At 44.0% G+C, this 20,278-nt stretch carries 18 protein-coding genes; 9 read left to right on the plus strand and 9 right to left on the minus strand.

Translation table 11 applies throughout. The annotated features are described in order from the left end of the window. Positions 1-109: 109 nt before the first annotated feature. Positions 110-1,903, minus strand: coding sequence for a hypothetical protein (locus tag PY364_RS20305; RefSeq protein WP_275525275.1), 1,794 nt, complete (start codon positions 1,901-1,903; stop codon positions 110-112). Between the two features lie 401 nt (positions 1,904-2,304). On the opposite strand from PY364_RS20305, the gene PY364_RS20310 reads away from it, so the two are divergent. The 3 genes from PY364_RS20310 (at position 2,305) to PY364_RS20320 (ending at position 4,810) form a co-directional block, all read left to right on the plus strand. Continuing rightward, positions 2,305-2,517 (plus strand): hypothetical protein, encoded by a 213-nt coding sequence (locus PY364_RS20310; RefSeq protein WP_275525276.1) that lies wholly within the window; start codon positions 2,305-2,307, stop codon positions 2,515-2,517. Between the two features lie 429 nt (positions 2,518-2,946). Next, the gene (locus PY364_RS20315; protein WP_275525279.1) at positions 2,947-3,144 is read left to right on the plus strand and encodes a hypothetical protein; all 198 of its coding nucleotides are present in this window, start codon (positions 2,947-2,949) and stop codon (positions 3,142-3,144) included. Between the two features lie 235 nt (positions 3,145-3,379). Beyond that, the gene (locus tag PY364_RS20320) at positions 3,380-4,810 is read left to right on the plus strand and encodes a serine/threonine-protein kinase (protein ID WP_275525282.1); all 1,431 of its coding nucleotides are present in this window, start codon (positions 3,380-3,382) and stop codon (positions 4,808-4,810) included. Positions 4,811-5,116: 306 nt separating this feature from the next. On the opposite strand, the gene PY364_RS20325 is transcribed toward PY364_RS20320, so the two are convergent. Both PY364_RS20325 and PY364_RS20330 read right to left on the minus strand, forming a co-directional pair. Next, positions 5,117-5,452: a type II toxin-antitoxin system PemK/MazF family toxin gene (locus tag PY364_RS20325; protein ID WP_275525286.1), complete on the minus strand. Its 336-nt coding sequence runs from the start codon at positions 5,450-5,452 to the stop codon at positions 5,117-5,119. Positions 5,453-5,454: 2 nt separating this feature from the next. Beyond that, the gene (locus PY364_RS20330) at positions 5,455-5,673 is read right to left on the minus strand and encodes a hypothetical protein (RefSeq protein ID WP_275525289.1); all 219 of its coding nucleotides are present in this window, start codon (positions 5,671-5,673) and stop codon (positions 5,455-5,457) included. A gap of 117 nt (positions 5,674-5,790) precedes the next feature. Between PY364_RS20330 and PY364_RS20335 the strand changes: the two genes are divergently transcribed. Continuing rightward, positions 5,791-6,078 (plus strand): DUF433 domain-containing protein, encoded by a 288-nt coding sequence (locus tag PY364_RS20335; RefSeq protein WP_275525292.1) that lies wholly within the window; start codon positions 5,791-5,793, stop codon positions 6,076-6,078. An 8-nt stretch (positions 6,079-6,086) separates the two neighbouring features. After that, complete coding sequence (locus PY364_RS20340) at positions 6,087-6,452, plus strand: DUF5615 family PIN-like protein (RefSeq protein ID WP_275525295.1); 366 nt, start codon at positions 6,087-6,089, stop codon at positions 6,450-6,452. 132 nt (positions 6,453-6,584) lie between these two features. Here the strand turns inward: PY364_RS20340 and ileS are convergent, their stop codons facing one another. Together ileS and PY364_RS20350 are read right to left on the minus strand one after the other, a co-directional pair. Next, on the minus strand, positions 6,585-10,133 hold the full coding sequence (ileS, locus tag PY364_RS20345) for an isoleucine--tRNA ligase (protein WP_275525298.1): 3,549 nt from the start codon (positions 10,131-10,133) through the stop codon (positions 6,585-6,587). Between the two features lie 18 nt (positions 10,134-10,151). Next, positions 10,152-10,565, minus strand: coding sequence for an SDR family oxidoreductase (locus PY364_RS20350; RefSeq protein ID WP_275525301.1), 414 nt, complete (start codon positions 10,563-10,565; stop codon positions 10,152-10,154). A 217-nt stretch (positions 10,566-10,782) separates the two neighbouring features. On the opposite strand from PY364_RS20350, the gene PY364_RS20355 reads away from it, so the two are divergent. After that, positions 10,783-11,517, plus strand: a complete 735-nt coding sequence (locus tag PY364_RS20355; protein WP_275525304.1) for a hypothetical protein — start codon at positions 10,783-10,785, stop codon at positions 11,515-11,517. A 229-nt stretch (positions 11,518-11,746) separates the two neighbouring features. Here PY364_RS20355 and PY364_RS20360 read toward each other — a convergent pair whose 3' ends face one another. The 3 genes from PY364_RS20360 to PY364_RS20370 form a co-directional block, all read right to left on the minus strand. Beyond that, positions 11,747-12,037 (minus strand): hypothetical protein, encoded by a 291-nt coding sequence (locus PY364_RS20360; RefSeq protein ID WP_275525307.1) that lies wholly within the window; start codon positions 12,035-12,037, stop codon positions 11,747-11,749. A gap of 275 nt (positions 12,038-12,312) precedes the next feature. Beyond that, complete coding sequence (locus PY364_RS20365; RefSeq protein WP_275525310.1) at positions 12,313-12,960, minus strand: TMEM175 family protein; 648 nt, start codon at positions 12,958-12,960, stop codon at positions 12,313-12,315. A 67-nt stretch (positions 12,961-13,027) separates the two neighbouring features. Beyond that, positions 13,028-13,774 carry an SDR family oxidoreductase gene (locus tag PY364_RS20370; protein WP_275525734.1) on the minus strand — a complete coding sequence of 249 codons (747 nt, stop codon included), beginning with the start codon at positions 13,772-13,774 and terminating at the stop codon, positions 13,028-13,030. A 257-nt stretch (positions 13,775-14,031) separates the two neighbouring features. Here PY364_RS20370 and PY364_RS20375 point away from each other — a divergent pair, with 257 nt between their 5' ends. Both PY364_RS20375 and PY364_RS20380 read left to right on the plus strand, forming a co-directional pair. Next, a complete protein-coding gene (locus PY364_RS20375) occupies positions 14,032-15,684 on the plus strand; it encodes an efflux RND transporter periplasmic adaptor subunit (protein ID WP_275525736.1) in 1,653 nt (550 codons plus the stop codon). A 136-nt stretch (positions 15,685-15,820) separates the two neighbouring features. Then, positions 15,821-17,083: an ABC transporter permease gene (locus PY364_RS20380; protein WP_275525738.1), complete on the plus strand. Its 1,263-nt coding sequence runs from the start codon at positions 15,821-15,823 to the stop codon at positions 17,081-17,083. 267 nt (positions 17,084-17,350) lie between these two features. Here the strand turns inward: PY364_RS20380 and PY364_RS20385 are convergent, their stop codons facing one another. Continuing rightward, a complete protein-coding gene (locus PY364_RS20385; protein ID WP_275525740.1) occupies positions 17,351-18,880 on the minus strand; it encodes a Ycf66 family protein in 1,530 nt (509 codons plus the stop codon). 437 nt (positions 18,881-19,317) lie between these two features. On the opposite strand from PY364_RS20385, the gene PY364_RS20390 reads away from it, so the two are divergent. Beyond that, positions 19,318-19,518, plus strand: a complete 201-nt coding sequence (locus tag PY364_RS20390; RefSeq protein WP_275525742.1) for a hypothetical protein — start codon at positions 19,318-19,320, stop codon at positions 19,516-19,518. The last annotated feature ends 760 nt before the right edge of the window (positions 19,519-20,278 follow it).

The following is a 20,278-nucleotide window of genomic DNA, read 5'->3' on the forward strand; positions in this document are numbered from 1 at the left end:
CCCAGAGGGCGGCGTTACGGTAAATCCTGTTTTAACTTTTATAGCGGTTTTCAACTCTTTTCGATACAGTTTTGACCTCTCTCCAAACCTCTGAAAACCGCTGTAACTCTTAATTTTTAGCTACTACCCACACCTTCATTGACTCAACTCGGAGAGATTTACCACGAGTGCCACAATATTGACCATTAGCAACGGGAGGAGTATCGCCGATATTTTGAATGTGAGCAGTGTAAAATACATCGTATTTAGAAGCTTCTGGCCCAGCTAAGCGGATTGCAAATCCTTCAATTCGTTTAGATTTACCTCGGAAACCAGCTAAATCTCCTTCATTAATCCAAGGTGTATCGCCAACTCCTTCAACGTGAGCCATGTACTGAATACTTAAGCCAGAAATTGCCGGATCTATGTTAATCTGAAATCCTTCTAAGCGAAGACCTTTACCGCGACTGCCAGCATCTTCTTGAGCTTTAAAAGTGCGATCGCCTACTCCTTGAACGTGAGCGAGCACTTTCAGTCCAACGGTGGCCGGAGGCTGAGGTTTTACAGCAGCTACAGCACTCTTTGATGGTTGTACCCAAACTTTAATCCCTTCAATTCGCAGAGATTTACCGCGAGTACCGCAATATTTACCATTAGAGGCGACATCTGCATCACCAATATTTTGAATGTGAGCAGTGTAGAACACATCGTAGTTAGCAGCTTGTGGCCCAGCTAATCGGATTGCAAATCCTTCAATTCGCTTAGATTTACCTCGGAAACCGGCTAATTCTCCTTCATTAACCCAAGGCGTGTCGCCAACTCCTTCAACGTGAGCCATGTATTGGACGGTTAAGCCAGGAATTGCTGAATCTATATTAATCTGAAATCCTTCTAAGCGAAGACCTTTGCCGCGACTGCCAGCATATTCTTGGGCGGCAAAAGTGCGATCGCCTACTCCTTGAATGTGGGCGAGCACTTTCAATCCAACAGAGGTAGGCTGTTGCGATCCATCACTACTGGGGGTTTGTCCAAATACAATGTGCTGTCCCTGCACATTTTGTAGAGGTTGATTTACGTTAACGCTAGGAACCACGATCACTTCGTGGATGGGAGTACCAGATGCGGGGGACTCCAAAATTGTAATGTCTGGGTCAACAGTAATCGGTTTGTTAGCGACTGCTACAGTCGAAGGGATAATTATCACTTCTGGCAAGGCTTCAGCAGTAACTTGGGGCAGAGTCAGAGGTAAGCTAAGGGAGCGTTCTGGTTCAACTGACTGAGGGGCAATAGGTAAATTAGAAGTGGCTGCGATCGCGGTGAATGTTAATTTACCTCTGGATATGGCTACAACTAATTGTTTACCAAAGGCCGCACCTACTTTCTCCTCAAGGATGACCCACTGGCTATCATCTAAATTTTCTGCTTGTTCGACTAGAGTTAGCAAAGCTGAGAACGGGTGTTTTTCTTCAACTAAGGCGATCGCGTCTGGATGTAGTTGAGTGGCTTTGGGATCGTTAATAGCACGGTAAAGTTCGCTGGCTTTGTCGCGAATTGGTTCCAAAGGCGGAAAATTGTTCTGTTCTCGGTGAACGATTGCTAAAACGCGATCGAGTATGTTTAAGGCTTTTTGGCGTTTTTCGGCATTACCTTGTGCCGTTGCAACTGCCTGTATTACATCTCGGATGTCTTGGAGGGAAACGGGATTACTTGGCGATCGCAAGGATTTTCCCAGTTCGAGGGCTTGATTGCGTGCGATCGTAAAGTTCTTGCCGTAGGCTGTGAGTTCTTCAACTAAACTATCGGAGGGTGGAATGCCAGCACTTTGTAGTTCTTTGGCAGCCTGAGATAAGCGGCTACCCAAAGTCGGAAAACTTTCCGATAAAGAATCAAGTTGTCGAAGCAAATCTTTATAAGCTGGTGCCATACTATTGTCCTGACTATTTAAGCTTGCCAATTATAGACGTTTGAGCTGGTTGAGCAATGTTCCTGAAATTGTTCGCCCTAAATTTTGAGTTTACGACTTAATGGGTCGGGCAGAGGAGATGGGGAGCAGGGGAGAGGGGGAGACGAAGATTTCCCCTCTGCTCCTCTGCCCCTCTGATCCCCGGCTCCCCTACCCCTCTGCCCCTCTGCTCCTCTGCTCCCTCTTAGATCCTAGCGATCGCGATCACACTTTGTCTCCATAACAAGTCACGAAAGACCAACCAAACCATCACTTGCTAGTTCCGAAAACGTCACCAAAACTAGAGCATTCCTATCACTGTGCGATCGGTTGAAATACCTAATACTTGGGTCATCCAGGCAGTGAAAAAGTTAGAGGTTCCTATGATTATGATTCGCGAAGTTGTCCAACAAGCTCTTAGTACGGGTTATCTGACGGTTGAAGCCGAAAATTTACTGCGGCAAATGCTAACTACTACTAAATACGATATTGAAGACCTCAATGCTTTTATGAGTTTGCAACTAGCGGCGATGGCTGGCCGTGTTAGACAAGAGTCTCGCGAAGTCAGAGATACCGGGAATTCCAGCTCATCCTAAGTTATAGCAAAAGGTGGAGATAGCCCGAATTCCAGCTGATCTTAAGTTATAGCAGAAGACAGAGGGCAGAAGATAGAAGGTAGAAGACAATAAAAGCAATGGTTTCAGCAATTAATAACTTCCTAAGCCTTGGTGGTTATATATCCACACTCACCTTTGTTCTCCGCTTTTCCCCTCTCTCTTTGTCTGTCCTGCGGGTTAGGCAATGGGGGAGGCGGGGTTCAGATTCCTGGTGTTTTGTGAAAGAATCTGCTGTCAAACTCTTAACTTGAGATCGATCTAGGAGCGATCGCGGTCACTAAGACTATAACGGCTAGTCACAGGCTACCTCTCAAAGTATCACAGGACGATAGAAGGTAGTGTCACTGAGAGTTTTGGGGGAAAATCAGATACTTGTTTTAGAAGCAAGAGAAGCAAGGAGCATTTATTATGATGGTGATTCGTGAAGTTGTCCAACAAGCTCTTAGTACGGGATATCTGACGGTGGAAGCGGAAAAGCAAATGCAGCAGGTATTTACGACTGCGCGGTACGATTTGGAGGATTTGAATGCTTTTATGAGTTTGCAGTTGGCGGCGATGGCGGGTCGTGTGAAGCAGGAGTCTCTGGAAGTGACGAGTGTGCGGTAGTTTCCCGGTGGTTGAAGTTTTAGGGGCGCGATGCCTGCGGCTGGCTACGCCTACGGACTTTTGCCTGTTTGTTTTCACTATGCCTTTCCCTGTCTCTAGGGATTGTATTCAAATTCAGCGATCGCATTGATACCTAGCCAGTCTCCTGTTGTAGCTTGACCGATTTTGTAGGTATTATTGAATATTCTAAAAGCAAAGTTTATAAGATTTGACATTAGTAAATTAAGGAGTTTTTATGAGCAAATGTCTAAACCCTGATTGCCTCAACGAGAACTCATCCGGCACTAACTTCTGTCAAAAATGTGGTAATAAACTATTATTGGCTGACCGTTACCGAACCCAAAAAATTATTGGACAAGGGGGATTTGGGCGCACTTTTCTCGCGGTTGACGAGCATAAACCCTCAAAACCAGTCTGCGTGATTAAACAATTCTATCCCCAAGCTCAAGGCACTTCTAATATTCAGAAAGCTACTGAATTATTTGAGCAGGAAGCAGTACGGTTAGAACAGTTGGGGAAACATCCTCAAATTCCCGATTTATTAGCATATTTTAGTCAAGATGGACGGCAGTATTTAGTCCAAGAATTTATCGACGGTCAAAATTTAGCCCAAACACTAGAAGCTGAGGGATATTTTAGCGAAAGGCGGATTCGCGACTTGCTTAATAATTTATTGCCAGTGTTTGAGTTTATTCACTCTCGCCAAGTCATTCACCGAGATATTAAGCTAGAAAATATTATTTTGAGGTCAAATGGGGAATTGGTTTTAGTTGACTTTGGCGCGGCGAAATATGCGACTCAAACAGCTTTAGCGGTAACGGGAACAACGATCGGAAGTGCTGGATATACAGCACCGGAACAAGCGGCGGGAAAAGCTATTTATGCTAGTGATATTTATAGTTTAGGTGTGACTTGTCTATGTCTGTTAACTCAAGTTGAACCGCTTGAATTATTTGATGTGAGCGAGTTTGAGTGGGTGTGGCGAGAACACTTGAAAACGTCTGTTAGTTCGGAATTGGGTCAGATTTTAGATAAAATGATTCAACCTGCTAGTAAGAAACGTTATCAATCTGCTACTGAAGTTTTGCAGGCGCTTGGTAATAAATTACCTCAACTATCACCTCAGACTCAAATATTACCTCAAACTCAAATATTACCTCAAACACCAAACTCTCTTAAATCGGCGTGGCGGGGTATTGACTATACTCCTTTGCGGGATCTATTGGCAACAGGAAAGTGGAAAGAGGCAGATATAGAAACATCAAAATTGATGCTGAAAGCTTCTATACGGGAGAGATTTGGTGACTTAGATCCGTACTCCCTTGATAATTTTCCTTGCGATGATTTACAGATCATTGACCAGTTGTGGGTAAAATATAGTCAGGGTCGCTTTGGCTTTAGCGTCCAGAAAAAAATTTGGTTAGAATGTGGTGGTAAAGTAGATTATAATGGCAATGCTGAATATAGGCTAGGCTTTAGAGTCGGTTGGCTAAAAGAAGGTAAGTGGTTAAACTACGATGATCTAACTTTTAATTTGCAACCACCAGAAGGACATCTCCCGATGTTTGTTCGTTGTGGTTTTCGGCAGATAGGTAAGGGTGCGGCAGCTATGTATTGGGGGTGGTGTTTTTATTTCTTCTCTCGCATCGAGAACTGTAAGCTGTAGTCTATAGTTATTTCAGCCCTTTGTCAAGTCTTTTTTATCGAACTGTTTAAAACATAATTTACAGCTTAGATATGCCTTATGAAATAGAATTTACAACCGAATCTTTAGAAGACCTAAAACTTCTCAGACCTATCGATCGCGGCAAGGTAATCAATGCAATTGAAACCCATCTCCTACACAGCCCCGCCCAAGAAAGTAAAAGCAGAATTAAAAGGTTTACCCATTCCCGAAGCAACTACACTTTGTGACTATGTAGAAGCAATGTAGCGTTAACACACCAATCTTTGTCAAACAACAAGAACTATATTATTCCAAATCCGCAAGAGCAACTTTCAAGCAAGCACGAACCTCCTTCCAATCGCGTTCCGACAAATGACCAATTAGAACTAAATTGGAAGATGGCGGTAGAGTGACAATAAAACTGCGAAAAACTGAAGGAAGTCGTAAACCTGCTGTTGCCCAATCTTGGAGAATATAATCAGTTGAACCTAAAGCAGTTGTCTGTGTAGTAATGAGTCCAGCTATTACATCAGAGCGGATTGTGTTATATATAACTGATGATAGAATTACAGCCGGACGACGTTTAATGCCAGTGACACCAGGAAAATCTACTGTCACCACATCACCAGGATTAAAAGACACTATTATATCTCCTCGTTTTCAGGAAAAAGGGCGGTGGCGTACTGCAAAGAAAATGTGGTGACATCAAGTTTATCTTCTTCATTCCAAGTCTCACTTTCATCGACGATAGATAGATTTTGCTGCACCAAATCGTTGAGAATAAGAGTTGCCAAGCGTAATCTCTCGGTTGGCGAAAGGGTAGAGAGAACGCGATCGTAAACTTCTTGAACAGTGATTGACATAGCAAATCCTGCGGCTTCTTATCTTGTGGAACACTTAGGGAAAATTGATTTTAGTATAGCTCAAAAATTTAATAAATTCATGCTATAATTAAATTAGAATTTTAACTCCAGATTTCTATGCCAACTTTAACTGATATTGGCACTTTAATTATCCGCGATCCGCACCTTCGCAATGGCATCCCTATCATAGCAGGAACTGCCACATCAGTGCAGCGAATTGTGGCCTTATACAAACAAGGCAATAATGCTGAGGAAATAGCAGCGGATCTGGATCATCTCACCTTGGCACAGGTTTATGCTGCACTGACTTATTATCACGCAAATCGAGCGGAAATAGAAGCAGATTTAGCGGCTGAACAAGCAGAATATGAACGTTTGGCAGCATTAAATAAGCTAAAAATGTAGGCAATAGCATGAGCCAAATTCGTCTTTACTTAGATGAAGATTCCCGCAGCAAAAAACTATTACAAGCTTTACAAAGTCGTGGTGTAGATATCATTACAGTTGCCGAAACAGGGATGTTATCTCGGAGTGATGAAGATCAACTGATTTGGGCTTTTGCGAATCAAAGGGTAATTTATAGTTTCAACACTAGGGATTTTTATAGAATCCATACCAATTGGCTAGAAAGAGGTGACTCTCATGCAGGAATTATTTTAGGACAGCAAAATTATTCTGTGGGAGAACAAATGCGTCGCCTTTTGAGTCTAATTTCTGCCAAGTCAGGGACAGAAATGCAAAATCAAATAGAGTTTCTTAGTGCTTGGAATGAAGAGTAAGCATATTGCGACAGAAGAAACTGAATATGCTACTGGTTAAAAAACTAGGCAATCAATAGACCTCTCCAAAAAAGAATTTTAAACTCTTAGTCTGTCTGAAAAAAACCTAATTTTTGGAGAAGTCTAATTAACTTAAAATTGCCCCGCTAATGCTGGCACACACCTTTCACAAAGTAAAGGATGTTCCTCTGATTCACCAACATGAGTAGAATAATTCCAACAGCGATCGCACTTTTGTCCGTCTGCTTTCACCACACCAACCCCCAAGTCTTCCGAATTAAAGCTGTAGGGTATTCCTTCTAAACCTTCAGAACTTTCTAAAAGTTCCACCTGAGAAGCAATTAACAGATACCGCAACTCGTCTACACCGTTACCAGTCGCAGAATTGTGTAACTTTTTGATTGCCGATGCAGGCTTTTTGACAGCAGAGAGTTGAGATACAATTTCCGCAGTATTGCTGATTGCTGGTACTTCTACCTTAATCTCCTCTTGAGATGCGATCGCTTTCGCTTCAACAGTCGTTTCTCTTACTTCTTTCCCCAATACCTCTACTTTCAGAGTTTCAACCTTTTCTGACAACTCTTGCCGATTAGCTGCAAATAGCAAATGTTGCCACACAAACCAGATTGTATATCCAAAACCGATGAGTTCAAATGTGCCTCCCAGCAGTGGAATCTGATTAACCGTATCCAGTACCGCCCCGATTGCTTTCGCAACTGCAAACAATGCGAATAGGAGGATAACTATAACGGCAGCTTCCTGATTTTCTGCTAAAAATTGACCCAAAAACCTCGGTAAATCCCTGATAAATTCTGCTACTTTTTCGACAATTTCCCTCGGTTCGATGAAGGATTGTTTGGCTTCACTATTAGCAATATCGACAGTATTATCTGTTCCCGTTTCAGCGTGTTCTATTGATACTTCTTTCTCCAGTTCTCTTGACTTTTCATCCTCTATATGCGGGTGCAGATATTTGGCTGCTAAGGCTTCTGTGCTCGGATTTAAAGCTTGCAGTTTTTCCCGTTTTTCCGCATCGGGGACGTAAAGCAAAACCTTAGCTTCCAAAGGAGAACCAATTGCCTTTTCACTCCGTGCTAATTCTAGAACCTTATTCACTTCCCCGCGAACTTGTCGCAAATATTCCCAGGATTTGCCTAACTCTGGATTTTGCCAGCGGTTATCTATTTGCACCCAACCGGCCTCAAATACTGATTTGTAAGCTGTGGGATAGGGGATGTATTGCCAAATATCTTCTGCTAAGTGACATAAAACAGGCGCGATCGCCCTTGCCAAACTCTCCACCGCGATCGCGAGCACTGTCTGGCAACTGCGGCGGCGTAAGGAGTCTTCTGCACTGATATAAAGCCGATCTTTGGCAATATCCAGATAGAAATTCGACAGGTCAACGACGCAGAAATTCTGCACTGTTTGGAAAAACCGGAAAAACTGGAAGCTATCAAAAGCATCTTTTACTTCTGCAAATACTTCCGTCATCCGGTGCAACATATAACGGTCTAATTCGGGCAGTTCTTCATAACTAACTGCATTTTTTTCTGGATCGAAATCGTGCAAATTTCCCAACAAAAACCGCGCTGTATTGCGAATTTTCCGGTAAACATCCGCTTGCTGTTTGAGGATGTTTTTACCCAAGGGCACATCGGCGGAATAGTCTACGGAAGATACCCACAACCGCAAGACATCAGCACCATATTCGTTGATGACAACGGCAGGATCGACGACATTACCGAGAGATTTGCTCATTTTGCGGCCTTGTTCATCCAATACAAAACCGTGTGTTAAAACAGTTTTATAAGGAGCAATGCCATTATTAGCAACGCTAGTCAGTAAACTGGATTGAAACCAGCCGCGATGTTGATCCGATCCTTCTAAATACATTTCAGCAGGATAGTGCAATTCTTCTCGGCCTTTGGCAACAGCGGCCCAAGAGGAACCGGAGTCAAACCAGACATCCATTGTGTCTGTACCTTTGCGATAGGTTTTGCCATTATTGCGATAGGATTCTGGCAATAATTCTTCTATTGGCAATTCCCACCAAGCATCGGAACCTTTTTGTGCAAAGATCGCCTGTACGTGAGCGATCGTTTCTTCATTCAGCAAGGGTTCCCCGGTTTCTTCGTCGTAGAATGCAGGAATCGGTACGCCCCAACTGCGTTGACGGGAGATGCACCAATCGCTGCGATCGCTTACCATTGCGGTAATTCTATTTTCGCCTTGGGCGGGTATCCACTTTACATCTGCGATCGCTTTTAATGCTGCTTCTCTAAATCCTTCCACCGACGCGAACCACTGTTCCGTCGCCCTAAATATTGTCGGCTTTTTCGTCCGCCAATCGTAGGGGTAAGAGTGAGCGTAAACTTCTTCTTTAATTAAAGCATCGGCCCCGGCCAGAGCATCAATTACCGCGCCATTACCATCGCCGAGGACGTTCAAACCCTCAAATTGTCCCGCTTCTACGGTGAAATTACCATTATCGTCAACTGGTGAGAGTAAAGGTAAACCGTAGCGTTGACCTACTTGATAGTCTTCTTGGCCGTGTCCCGGCGCGGTATGTACTAAACCCGTACCGGAATCCGCCGTGATGTAGTCGCCACCGATGACAACGGGACTTGTGCGGTCAAATAAGGGATGTTTGTAGGTAGATTTTTCTAAGTCTTTGCCTTGGATGGTAGCCAGTACCTCTAGTTTGGTGTTGAAGGTAGCTGACAATTTTTCTACCAAGTCAGCGGCCACGATCAGAGTTTTTTCTACCTTGGTACTTAACTCTTTATTCTCTGGCGTTTTTTTGACTTCAATTCCACTCAATTCTTCACTCTCTGGCGAATTTTGAGCGCCATTGGTGCTCAATCCTTCCCCTGAGAATTTTACTACTGCATAAGTCAAGTCGGGATTAACTGCTACAGCTAGGTTGGCGGGAATTGTCCAAGGCGTAGTTGTCCAGACTGCTAAGTGGAGATTCGGCAGATAAGGAGTCAGCGCCTTTGCGGACTTTGCCAACTTCGCGATCGCTAAGGCAACATAAATACTGCGAGAAGTGTGACCTTCGGGATACTCCAATTCTGCCTCAGCCAAAGCAGTCTTAGAACTAGGACTCCAGTGTACCGGCTTCATCCCGCGATAGATGTAACCTTTAAGCACCATTTGGGCAAAAACGCCGATTTGTGCAGCTTCGTATTCTGGTTTTAACGTCAAATAAGGGTGTTCCCAGTTTCCCCAAACCCCATAACGCTTAAACCCTTCCCGTTGCTGTTCCATCGTAGCGATCGCAAAATCCCGCGCTTGGCGACGAAGTTCGATCGTCGTCAGCTTTTGCCGAAGGGCAGGCTTCATATCCTGTAAGACTTTCAGCTCAATTGGCAGGCCGTGACAATCCCATCCAGGGACATAACGGACTTTCCTACCTTGCAGCATTTGGTAGCGGTTAATCGTATCCTTAAGAATCTTATTCAGGGCGTGGCCGATGTGGAGTTGCCCGTTAGCGTAGGGTGGCCCGTCGTGGAGAATGAACAACTCACCCGGATTGTTCTGTGACAGGCGATCGTATATATGTTGATCTGCCCAAAATTGTTGCAGTTCGGGTTCCCGTTTGACAGCGTTGGCACGCATATCAAACTTAGTCTTGGGCAGGTTTACGGTATCTTTATAGGATTTTAGTTCTGTCACAGCCGGATGCTCAAGATGTTACAAAGCTGGTTTTGCTTTTATCTTAGCGCTTTTGGGGATATTGAGCAGATTAATTTCAGGGGTCAAGCTCAGGGTTATGCTGATATTTAAAAGGTACAGCGATCGCGGGTCAATAATCTCGCCGCTACGCTCTCCTTCCAAACTGTCTACATAAGCCAAAGCTACTTTAGCTGCTGGCATACCATTGGCACCATCTTGTCCCATCGCCTCCAGAGTCTCACTTACCCAAGGAGGAGAGATTACATTAATGCGGATGCTTCGGGGCATTTCCAGTGCAGCAGCACGCACAAATCCTTCCAAACCGCCATTAACAAGACTGAGGGCGGCACTACCAGGAATGGGTTCTCTTGCCAGTACGCCAGTTGTGAGCGTAAACGAGCCGCGATCGCTAATAATTGATGTAACTATCATCTCATTAACATAACTAAACTAAAAAACTCAAGTAAAAGGAGCAGACATTGCAACAGATTATGCGTTTATAAAGCACACAAAAATCTGAAATCAGGCTCTACACGGGGGCATCGCTCCTGCAAAAACTGTTTTGTGTACCTATTTACTTGGAAAGTGCTGTATGTTTGATTGGCTTAAGGATGAAATGGACAGAATTAAGACTCGCAAATTCCATGTTGTGGACGGTCCACTATCAGATGAACAACGAAAGCTAGTTGAGCAGTCAGATCTTCCCGTGCCACCATCATACAAAGAGTTCGTTATACAGTTTGGTGGTGCCAAGCTCTATCGTCAGGGAAGTAGCTATCTAGTACAGGTATTCAATGTTCCTACTGACTATCAATCGGATGATGGTCACGTTTTGCTACATTTTGGTCGTACTGACCTAGCATTAGCCTATTTCAGAGAATCAATGTTAGTTCCAGGGGAAGAGTCTCCTGTGTTCGAGTGGGAACACGAACAGGGACTCCTCGAAGCTGCAAGCGGTTTCGAGGAATGGTTGAAAGCGAGATGCTTAGAAGCAAGGAAATTGTTCACGAAGAAAGAGTGGGCAGCCATTGAGGAGGGTCCGCCTCCATTCACAGAGCAAGAGCAAGCTATCGTTGAGGCCCGACGAAAATTCCGTTGGCAGGTTATCGGTATAGCTGACAACGGCAACTTGATGTTTGAAGTTCATAATGGTTCAAATATGGTGCTTCCCTTCCTCTTCATTGGTGTAAGGGCAAAGAATGGCAAACTCAATGGTGGCGTGTGGTTGCCAGTCTCTTCCATCCAGCCCGGTAAAACCTGTATTCTTGAACAAGATTGTTATAAGAAGTGGCTTTTACCAGAGGAAGTTGATGTTTTCGAGCGGCCAGATCCCGAACCAGAGGATCGCGATCGCTATTGGGAATTCAGGCGTTTGTCCCGATAGGGAGAGTGTGTTATGGGTGTCAATAGCTTTGTGTAGGGTCGCGATCGCTGGATTTTAGCCATTCTCAATAATTTATGCTTCGCTACGCGAAAGCCTTACAAACCAGTAGTTCCAGAAAATTTTCTGCCGAGAGTAACATAATAGGGATGATTACAAAACCTGGTATCTGAGCAAACTGACATATATTTTAGAGAAATTCAAGGTGAGTTGCAAGAACTTAGTCACCTCCTCAGCTTTCAAACACCTTTTTACATATTTTTAAAAGAAACTTGATAAGCAAAATAAAAATGCAGTAAAAAAATACGGGTATCCATATCGTTATCCAGAATTCGACATTCTCATTGTCAAGCTGTTGCCCACGTAATTTAGAAATCAAAGCATCAGTCAAAATAATATTTATTTCAATTATTAGCGTTGCCATAAAAACCCCACAAATTGTATAGCGCCAAACTAGCACTATAGGTAAAATCAACACCATCATTACCGAAAGAACATCAATAATGCTGGCAATTAGCAACATATTTTTCTTCCTTAATTTACTAACTGTAGGTGCGTCAGGCGAAATTTTGTCACTATTAGCAAAAAATTGATCGGGACTTACGCACAACCAAAGAAACCGGGTTTTTTGACGAAAATACTTCGTTGTTACCCACAGATCATCTCAAAAACCCGGTTTCTGGAGGCCCATGCGTAAGTCCTATTGATATCTGACGCACCCTACTAACTACTAACTGATTTTATGAATTTTCCGAATGGAAAATTGAGAGATTAAGTTTGTTTGAAAATTTGTCCTATTTACAATGTAGGCGGATCTCGATACACGGGTTGTTTTGACGGCAGCAAATACAAAAATGTCAACCCAACTGCGATCGCAATACCAACTACTGGCTGAAACACTGAGACAACGAGTGCAAACAAGTAAAAAATTACCGAGAATCCATATTGCTTGGTAAGATAATTAACAAAATGCGGGCTAAGACGACTATCAATCAGCCGATAGTGAGAAGAAGCGTAGAGCCACTTTAGGAACCAAGATGCGGCTGGTAATAATAACCCAAATACATAAAATATTACTACGGTTTTTTGCTCCTTCACATCAAGTAAATGTTCGCCTAGTACCGCCGTTGGAAAAGGTAAAAACGAGATGCACATTAGGAAGAATATATTAAGCAGATTAAACACATGATCTGTCTTCTGGTAAATCCTAAAAATGTAATGATGATTAACCCAATAGATCCCAATCATTACAAAGCTAAAAATGTAAGCAAAATAAGAGGGCCAAAGAGAAACTAATGCGGTAGCAACACTCTGATGTGTAGCATCCGTGTGTGGGAGGCGGATTTCTAAGATCAGTAAGGTAATAGCAATGGCAAAAACACCGTCGCTGGAAGCTTCAATGCGTTGGGTATTCAATTCTTCTTGATGTTGATTTTGTTCCTTCATAAGTCGTATAATTTATTTTCTGTGCCGATTGGCCGGGAAACAGTGTTTAACTATCCTGAAATCAGGTTTAGATAATACCGCCATTAGCCCGAATATTTTGTCCGGTAATCCAGCGAGAATCATCGCTTGCTAGAAATGCTACAATATCAGCAATATCTTGCACTTCTCCCAAACGTCCCAGAGCTGACGCTTGCACAAAATATTGAATTTGGGCTTCGGTTTTTCCTTCTCGAAATAGGGTAGTATCTATTGGCCCTGGAGAAATAACATTAACAGTAATTCCGCGTTGACCTACTTCTTTTGCCAGTACCCGCGTCAATTGTTCAACTGCTCCCTTAGTCGCAACATAAGCTCCATAAGTTGGTAGCATCATCAAAGTAGTTGAAGAGGAAAAATTAATGATGCGTCCCCCATCGGCTAGGCGTTGAGCCGCTTGTTGGCAAGCGAAAAAAGTACCTTTGACGTTAACTGCAAAAATTTTGTCAAATTCAGCTTCCGTAAAGTCAGCAATTTTTTTGTTAGTCAGGATTCCGGCATTATTAACTAGAATGTCAATTTTACCAAAATGTTCAATTGTGCGATCAAATAGCCGTTGAATATCAGCAACAGAACTCACGTCTCCCTGAATGGCGATCGCACTCCCGCCTTCAACTTCTATCGCCTCTACAACTTCTTGAGCTTGAGCGGTACTTCCAGCATAATTAATGACAAGTGACGCACCTTCTTTTGCTAGTTTAAGAGCGATCGCCCGACCAATCCCTCTAGCTGAACCTGTCACTAACGCCACCTTGCCGGTTAATTTCCCTGTTGTCATAAAATTTTTGTCGGTTAATGCTTCATCTTCCTAACAAGGCAATGGTAGAGAATTGACCACTATTTGTCAAAGGGGCGGTTAAAACCGCTACTACACATACAAAACCTGCCTGTGCGGGTTGCAATCTCTACAGTCCGCGTAGGCGGACTTCATTTGTGTAGCCGCGAATTCTTCGCCAGAAATATTCGCCAGAGCTTATTGAGAAAAATCTAAGAAATGAATTGAACGTTTTCTTTGCCAAGTCGGTCTAATTTTATATGGACTTAGCAAAACGCTTTCATAAACAACCTATTGTTTCGGGGCTGCTTGGGCTACTTATCCTGTCACTGCTGACAGTAGGAAGCTATGCCGTTTATAGCATGGCGATCGCGAAACCGAGCAGTGAAACTCGGCGCGGGCAAAAGACTGTTTCCGTCGAAAGGCTGAGCCTACCGATCGCAGTTTCCGCTAATGGCACTATTCAACCAGAACGTTCAGTCAATGTCAGCCCCAAAACATCAGGAATGCTTAAAAGTTTACTGGTCAAAGAGGGCGATCGCGTTGAACAAGGGCAATTGCTGGCATACATGGATGACTCCAACCTACGAGGCCAACTTACCCAAGCTCAAGGACAAGTCGCCTCCGCCGAAGCCAACCTGCAAAAATTGCTCAATGGCAATCGAGCAGAAGATATTGCCGTAGCTAGGGCGCAACTCGTTGAGCAACAAGCTAACCTGCAAAAATTGCTCAATGGTAATCGACCAGAAGACATTGCCGCAGCTAGGGGGCAACTAGCCGAACAACAAGCTAACCTGCAAAAAGTCATCAATGGTAATCGATCGCAAGACATAGCCCAAGCCAGATCCCGCCTTACAGATGCTCAATATGCCCTACGCCAAGCAGGAGATGACCTACAAAGAAATCAGGAACTATATACAGCAGGCGCGATCGCTCTCCAGAGCTTGAATACTTCCCGTACTACGCGCGATCGCGCCCAAACTCAAGTCAAGCAAGCAGAGGAAGCCTTAGCGCTGCTACAAGCAGGTGCCCGCCCAGAAGAAATTGCCCAAGCGCGGGCCGCAGTACAGCAAAGACAAGAAGCCTTAGCCTTGCTAGAAGCAGGTTCCCGCCCAGAAGACATCGCTCAAGCACGGGCAGTAGTACAGCAGAGACAGGAAGCCTTAGCCTTGCTAGAAGCAGGTTCCCGCCCAGAAGACATCGCCCAAGCTCGCGCTCAAGTTGCCTCTGCCAAGGGTAGCGTCCAAACCATCGAAGCGCTGATTAACGATACCGTAATTCGCGCTGCTTTCAGCGGCATTGTCACCCGTAAATATGCCGATCCAGGTGCTTTTGTGACTCCCACCACCGCAGGAAGTGCTGTTTCCTCAGCGACTTCTTCTTCAATTTTGTCCTTAGCTTCCACAAATCAAGTAGTCGCAAATGTAGCGGAAACTAATATTTCCCAAATCCGGCTTAAGCAAGAGGTGACAATTCAAGCTGATGCCTATCCCGGCAAAACATTTACAGGTCAAGTCAATCAAATCTCACCACAGTCAATTGTCCAGCAAAACGTCACCAGTTTTGAAGTCAAAGTGGGAATTGTTGATGACCCCCAAGGGTTGCTCCGCTCTGGAATGAATGCCAATGTGGAGTTTAAAGTCGGGGAATTGAAAGATGCTGTGGTCGTACCGACAGTGGCGATTGTACGTCAAGAAAATGGCACAGGAGTCTTTATTGCCGACGAAAATATGAAGCCTAAATTTACTCCGATAGTGACTGGAATTACAGTTAATGACAAAACAGAAATTCGCTCTGGATTAAAGGGAAATGAAAAAATATTTATTAGTTCTCCGCCCAGTTCCAGAGCTCGTCGCTCCCCCAGTCCATCATCAGGTATTCCTGGTTTACAACCTGGGCCACGCTTGCGTTAGCAGGGAGCGGGGGAGCAGGGGAGCAGGGGAGCGGGGGAGAAATTTTTCCAATTAGCAATTAGCCATTACCAATCACCAATTACCAGTTAACAGTTAACAGTTAACAGTTAACAATTAGTTTATAGGAATATTAAAAATGAGTTTGCATACTCGCGATCGCACCCGTTCAATATCAACATCTCAAATTTTATTCATGGCGACCGAGGCGCTGTGGAATAATAAATTACGCACTGGGTTAACGATGCTAGGCGTAATTATTGGCATTTCTTCTGTAATTGCCATTTCTTCTGTAGGCCAAGGAGTACAAAAATCTACTGAGGAACAGTTAAAAGCTTTAGGTACAGATGTGTTATTAGTCCTCTCCGGTGCTTCTCGGACAGGGGGAATTAATCTAGGTAGCGGTTCTGCTACTACCCTCACTTGGGATGATGCTAAAGCAGCTAAACAAGCTCCAGCAATTAAGGGAATTACGGCTTATTTACAACGTCAAGTGCAAGTAGTTTATAGCGGTCAAAATACATTTACTGCCATTTTAGGAACTGATTTATATTATCCAGATGTTAAGAATACTCATCCCCAAGAAGGCAGGTTTTTTAATGAAGAAGAATTGAATGCTGCTAAACCTGTAGTTGTCCTTGGTTCTAATGTTAGAGATCAATTATTTGGAGTTGGTGCTAATGCAATTTCCTCAGATGTCCGCATTCAGGGAGGACGTTACAAGGTAATTGGAGTAATGGAAGCAAAAGGCTCTGTAGGAGGCACGGATCAGGATGACAGAGTTTATATTCCTCTCACAAATATGTCGGCTCGGATTGTGGGTAAAAATGCCTTAGCAGGCGTTGCTATTAGTGGGTTTTGGCTACAAACTAATGAGGAAGATTCTTTAGATGATGCTCAATTTCAAGTAACTAATCTTTTGCGCTTGCGCCACAACATTTACCCGCCTCTACCTGATGATTTTAGAATTATTAATCAAGTAGAAATTGTTAACACTTTGAGTAATGTGGTAGGTTTATTTACAGTGATGGTGGTAGCGATCGCAGGAATTTCTTTAGTAGTTGGCGGTATTGGTATTGCTAATATTATGCTGGTTTCAGTTGTAGAACGCACTAAGGAAATCGGGATTCGCAAAGCCGTAGGTGCTACCAATTCAGCAATCCTGAGCCAATTTTTAGCAGAAGCAGTCGTAGTTTCTACCATCGGCGGCGGGATTGGAATTACATTAGGTATTGCGATCGCTTTTGGGGCGGCAACTATTTTTAAGTTTCCCTTTGTAATTTCCTTTTTGTCAGTAGCTACTGGTTTTGGAATGTCCTTTACAGTTGGGTTATTAGCTGGGGTAATTCCCGCTCGGAATGCAGCTTTATTAGACCCGATTTCTGCTTTGCGGAATGACTAAATAATTGCTAATTGCTAATTGTTAATGGCTAATGGCTAATGGCTAATTGCTATTGGTCTTGTATGTCATTGCGAGCAACGCGAAGCAATCGCCAGACATTGAGATTGCTTCGCGTTGCTCGCAATGACACCTTCAGGACTTACGCACAGACAACGTATTTCTGTCATTTTTATTACTTGGCGGTTGAAACCGCTACTAAACAAACAAAGTCCGCCTACGCGGACTAAATAATAAAGGGGATATTTAAGCTGGATTTGGTATCAGATGTTAATTTGTAACTCCATCATCACTATCCTTAGAGTTAGATTCATCAACTTTTTTCGCAGCTTCCACAAGCTTCGGATCGGGCGGATTGGGCCGAACTAATGGCAGATCGCCCTCGACTTCAGCCTGCGGTACCTCTACCGAAGCGATTTCCATCGGTACCGCTGATAAATCCTCAATCGATACGCCTTCCTCCAGCCTTTCTGCTGGATCTCCTGGCCCTAAAGGCTCAGCAGGGGGAGGTGATTGAGAGAGTGCTATTTCTACAGGTGGGGCTGGGGTGTCTGCTTCCAGTGCGTCTGCGGCTTCTGTGAGAGCTTCGGGATTTTTAACAACAGGAATTTCAGGAAGCGATCGCTCAGTTTCCTGTATTTGTCCAGCGGCGGTATCTAAACCTGGATTTTCATTAGTTTCTCTTGGGGAGATTAAATCTTCCGGTTTCGGGGTGGTTTGCGCTAAAGGAGTTTCTGCGATTTCCTCAGCCTTAGTATCAGCAGGTTCTGCATTTGGCGCTTCTACTGCTACTTCTTGGACGTTCTCAACTAAATTTGAATCTAAAATGTCATCAAGCTTGTCAACAGTTGGGGATGTTGCTATTTGAGATTCTGGTTTAGGAGGTTTAGCTTTTTTTGCAGTATCAGCCGGCTTACTTTTGCCCTTGCCAAAACTGCCTAAACCTCCCAAACTGTTTTTGATATTAGCCAACAAACCCCCAAATCCGCCGGATGTCTTAACCGTTTTTGTGGTAGCCGTCGATGAAGCAGAGGGTAATGGTTTTTGGGTTGATTCAGCGAAGTCGTCTTCTGCATCAAATGCGTCGCTATTTGGCGGAGTCGCATCTGGGTAGACAGTTGCTTCAATATTAATTTCTACCTTTACTTCTGATGGAGTGGTAGCAAAGCCAGTTTCTATCAATTGACTGGCGACATCTTCCACAAGAGAGGTAGCGTCTGAGATTGTATCAGCAGTTGGGACTACCGAAGGTTGAGTTTCTGTCTTTGGAGAGGATGCGATCGCATCCTCTCGCGATCCAACTTGCTCCAGATCCCGACTGGTAACATCTACAGACTCAGGAGCCTTAGCTACTACCGTAGACGGAGCGTCTTTGGATTCAACTGAGCTGGGTGGCCGAACAATGGTGGGTTTTTTCTGAATTTTGTCTTTCTTTTTGCCAAATAAGCCGGTCAGTTGTCCGGGAACCTGGGATAAGCCTCCCACACCTTTTAAATTTGTTGGTTTTCCAGCAATATCTGGATTGGGAATGGGCGTTTGCTGAGCCACTGGTGTGAGTTCTCGACGCAAGGTCAGGGTTTGCCAGCCAAACCAACCCAATAGAGCAACGCTGGCGATTTGACCTAGGAGGACAGCACCGGTAATCCGTCCGGCACAGACCCATAAAATTAAGGCATAGAATAGTCCTACACCACTCCAGAGGAAGTCGCTTTTGCGATGGACTTCAGGAAAAAAGAACGCTGCCATGTAAACGGCACAACTGCCAAGACCGACCGCCAAGGCCAGAATGTATGCAAGCATATTGTCGGTACCCTCACTGTGTCAGATAACCTACTACGGGCTAATTCTACCTTTCTGGGAGGCTTAATTGTTCTTTCCTTCTGACAATTCCCTGGGAGAGGGGAGATGGGGAGGTAATGTCATCTCCAGTTAAAGACTTGTCATTGCGAGCAAAGCGAAGCAATCGCCAGGCCTTGGGATTGCTTCGCTTTGCTCGCAATGACAGATCGCAAGTAATTTGCCGGAAATTTAAGATAAATTCTCTCTCTTCCCCATTCTCCCCGTCTCCCCTGCTCCCCTGCCCCCCGCTTCCCTGCTCCCCATCTCCTCATGGGCCCGTGATAATTGTCACAGCAAGTGACTGACAGCGATCGCGTCAAGCTGTCTAACATCGCTCTTATGATGGAGATGAAAGAGGAGTGATGCTGCAAGGCATCTGGTGAAAGGAGGAGCCTGCAATGCGTGAAAAATTAGTTCTAGCCGCTACACTCACATTCTCACTTTATCTGTTTGTGGGAGTAAGCGCCTCAGTGAAAACCCCTAAAAATTATGTGATGCGATCGCCAGAAGGTTCAGCCTCACCGGCAAATACCATGCTGCGCTACTCTGTAATCCCGCTTCCCAGGTCGTCTAGCGCTTTCCATCCGGCTTTTGAATAACAAAACTATACAATCAAGGTTTTGAAGACTCTCCACTGCGAACCGCGATCTATTGACTATCATCTCAGAAAGTTATAACTTTAGGTAGGGTGTATCTTTAAGTGGATACTTAAGGAAAAAAATTTGTTAAGGTGTGCTTGCATTTGTTGGGTGTTTGGGTAAGCTTGTCTGTAAGCCTCTTTGAAAGTTCCGCACTCAAATTTCAAATTGAGCTAAATTTATTAGTTGACACAAGTTTAGATAGCTTGTGTTAGGTTCTATTGTTAATAAGCGCACCAATTTAGATTTGTAGTTTCAGCATCTCCTGTTATTACGCAAAATAGTGACCAACTTGAGCCATAAAGGCAGATGACGTTTTTTCAAATAACCTTAATTAGGATGCGCTACTAGGGTATTTGATAACTATTTGTCAGCTAGTCAATCGCAGGCTAATCGCTATCTGCAAAGATTGGGTCGCTATATCTACTACAGCTTTTTTCAAGGATTTCATCAGGGCATTTACTATAAAAAACTAAACTAAAAACCTCCAGCTTAAAGCTGGGGCATCTACTGTCGATCTCTTTATCTAATGAAATACTCCATCAGGTTGCAAGATTGCATTTATGTGTTCCTTGCTGTCATAGTCCAAAGCGTCTTAATTTCCGCTTTTCTATCGTTTTCGTTTCCATCAAAATTCACACCAAAAAACGTAACTTTCGTCAACCAGATTGAGAGTTGTTTATCACAACTGAGCGATAGTTTGCTTTGCAACGCGCTCAGT

Source organism: Kamptonema sp. UHCC 0994 (genome assembly GCF_029167235.1).
In the GTDB taxonomy this organism is placed as follows: domain Bacteria; phylum Cyanobacteriota; class Cyanobacteriia; order Cyanobacteriales; family Microcoleaceae; genus Kamptonema.

Excerpts from the sequence above, each read along its gene's own strand:
- PY364_RS20305 (WP_275525275.1), bottom strand. The coding sequence starts at position 1,903 with ATGGCACCAGCTTATAAAGATTTGCTTCGACAACTTGATTCTTTATCG.
- PY364_RS20310 (WP_275525276.1), top strand. The coding sequence starts at position 2,305 with ATGATTATGATTCGCGAAGTTGTCCAACAAGCTCTTAGTACGGGTTAT.
- PY364_RS20315 (WP_275525279.1), top strand. The coding sequence starts at position 2,947 with ATGATGGTGATTCGTGAAGTTGTCCAACAAGCTCTTAGTACGGGATAT.
- PY364_RS20320 (WP_275525282.1), top strand. The coding sequence starts at position 3,380 with ATGAGCAAATGTCTAAACCCTGATTGCCTCAACGAGAACTCATCCGGC.
- PY364_RS20330 (WP_275525289.1), bottom strand. The coding sequence starts at position 5,673 with ATGTCAATCACTGTTCAAGAAGTTTACGATCGCGTTCTCTCTACCCTT.
- PY364_RS20335 (WP_275525292.1), top strand. The coding sequence starts at position 5,791 with ATGCCAACTTTAACTGATATTGGCACTTTAATTATCCGCGATCCGCAC.
- PY364_RS20340 (WP_275525295.1), top strand. The coding sequence starts at position 6,087 with ATGAGCCAAATTCGTCTTTACTTAGATGAAGATTCCCGCAGCAAAAAA.
- PY364_RS20350 (WP_275525301.1), bottom strand. The coding sequence starts at position 10,565 with ATGATAGTTACATCAATTATTAGCGATCGCGGCTCGTTTACGCTCACA.
- PY364_RS20360 (WP_275525307.1), bottom strand. The coding sequence starts at position 12,037 with ATGTTGCTAATTGCCAGCATTATTGATGTTCTTTCGGTAATGATGGTG.
- PY364_RS20365 (WP_275525310.1), bottom strand. The coding sequence starts at position 12,960 with ATGAAGGAACAAAATCAACATCAAGAAGAATTGAATACCCAACGCATT.
- PY364_RS20370 (WP_275525734.1), bottom strand. The coding sequence starts at position 13,774 with ATGACAACAGGGAAATTAACCGGCAAGGTGGCGTTAGTGACAGGTTCA.
- PY364_RS20375 (WP_275525736.1), top strand. The coding sequence starts at position 14,032 with ATGGACTTAGCAAAACGCTTTCATAAACAACCTATTGTTTCGGGGCTG.
- PY364_RS20380 (WP_275525738.1), top strand. The coding sequence starts at position 15,821 with ATGAGTTTGCATACTCGCGATCGCACCCGTTCAATATCAACATCTCAA.
- PY364_RS20385 (WP_275525740.1), bottom strand. The coding sequence starts at position 18,880 with ATGCTTGCATACATTCTGGCCTTGGCGGTCGGTCTTGGCAGTTGTGCC.
- PY364_RS20390 (WP_275525742.1), top strand. The coding sequence starts at position 19,318 with ATGCGTGAAAAATTAGTTCTAGCCGCTACACTCACATTCTCACTTTAT.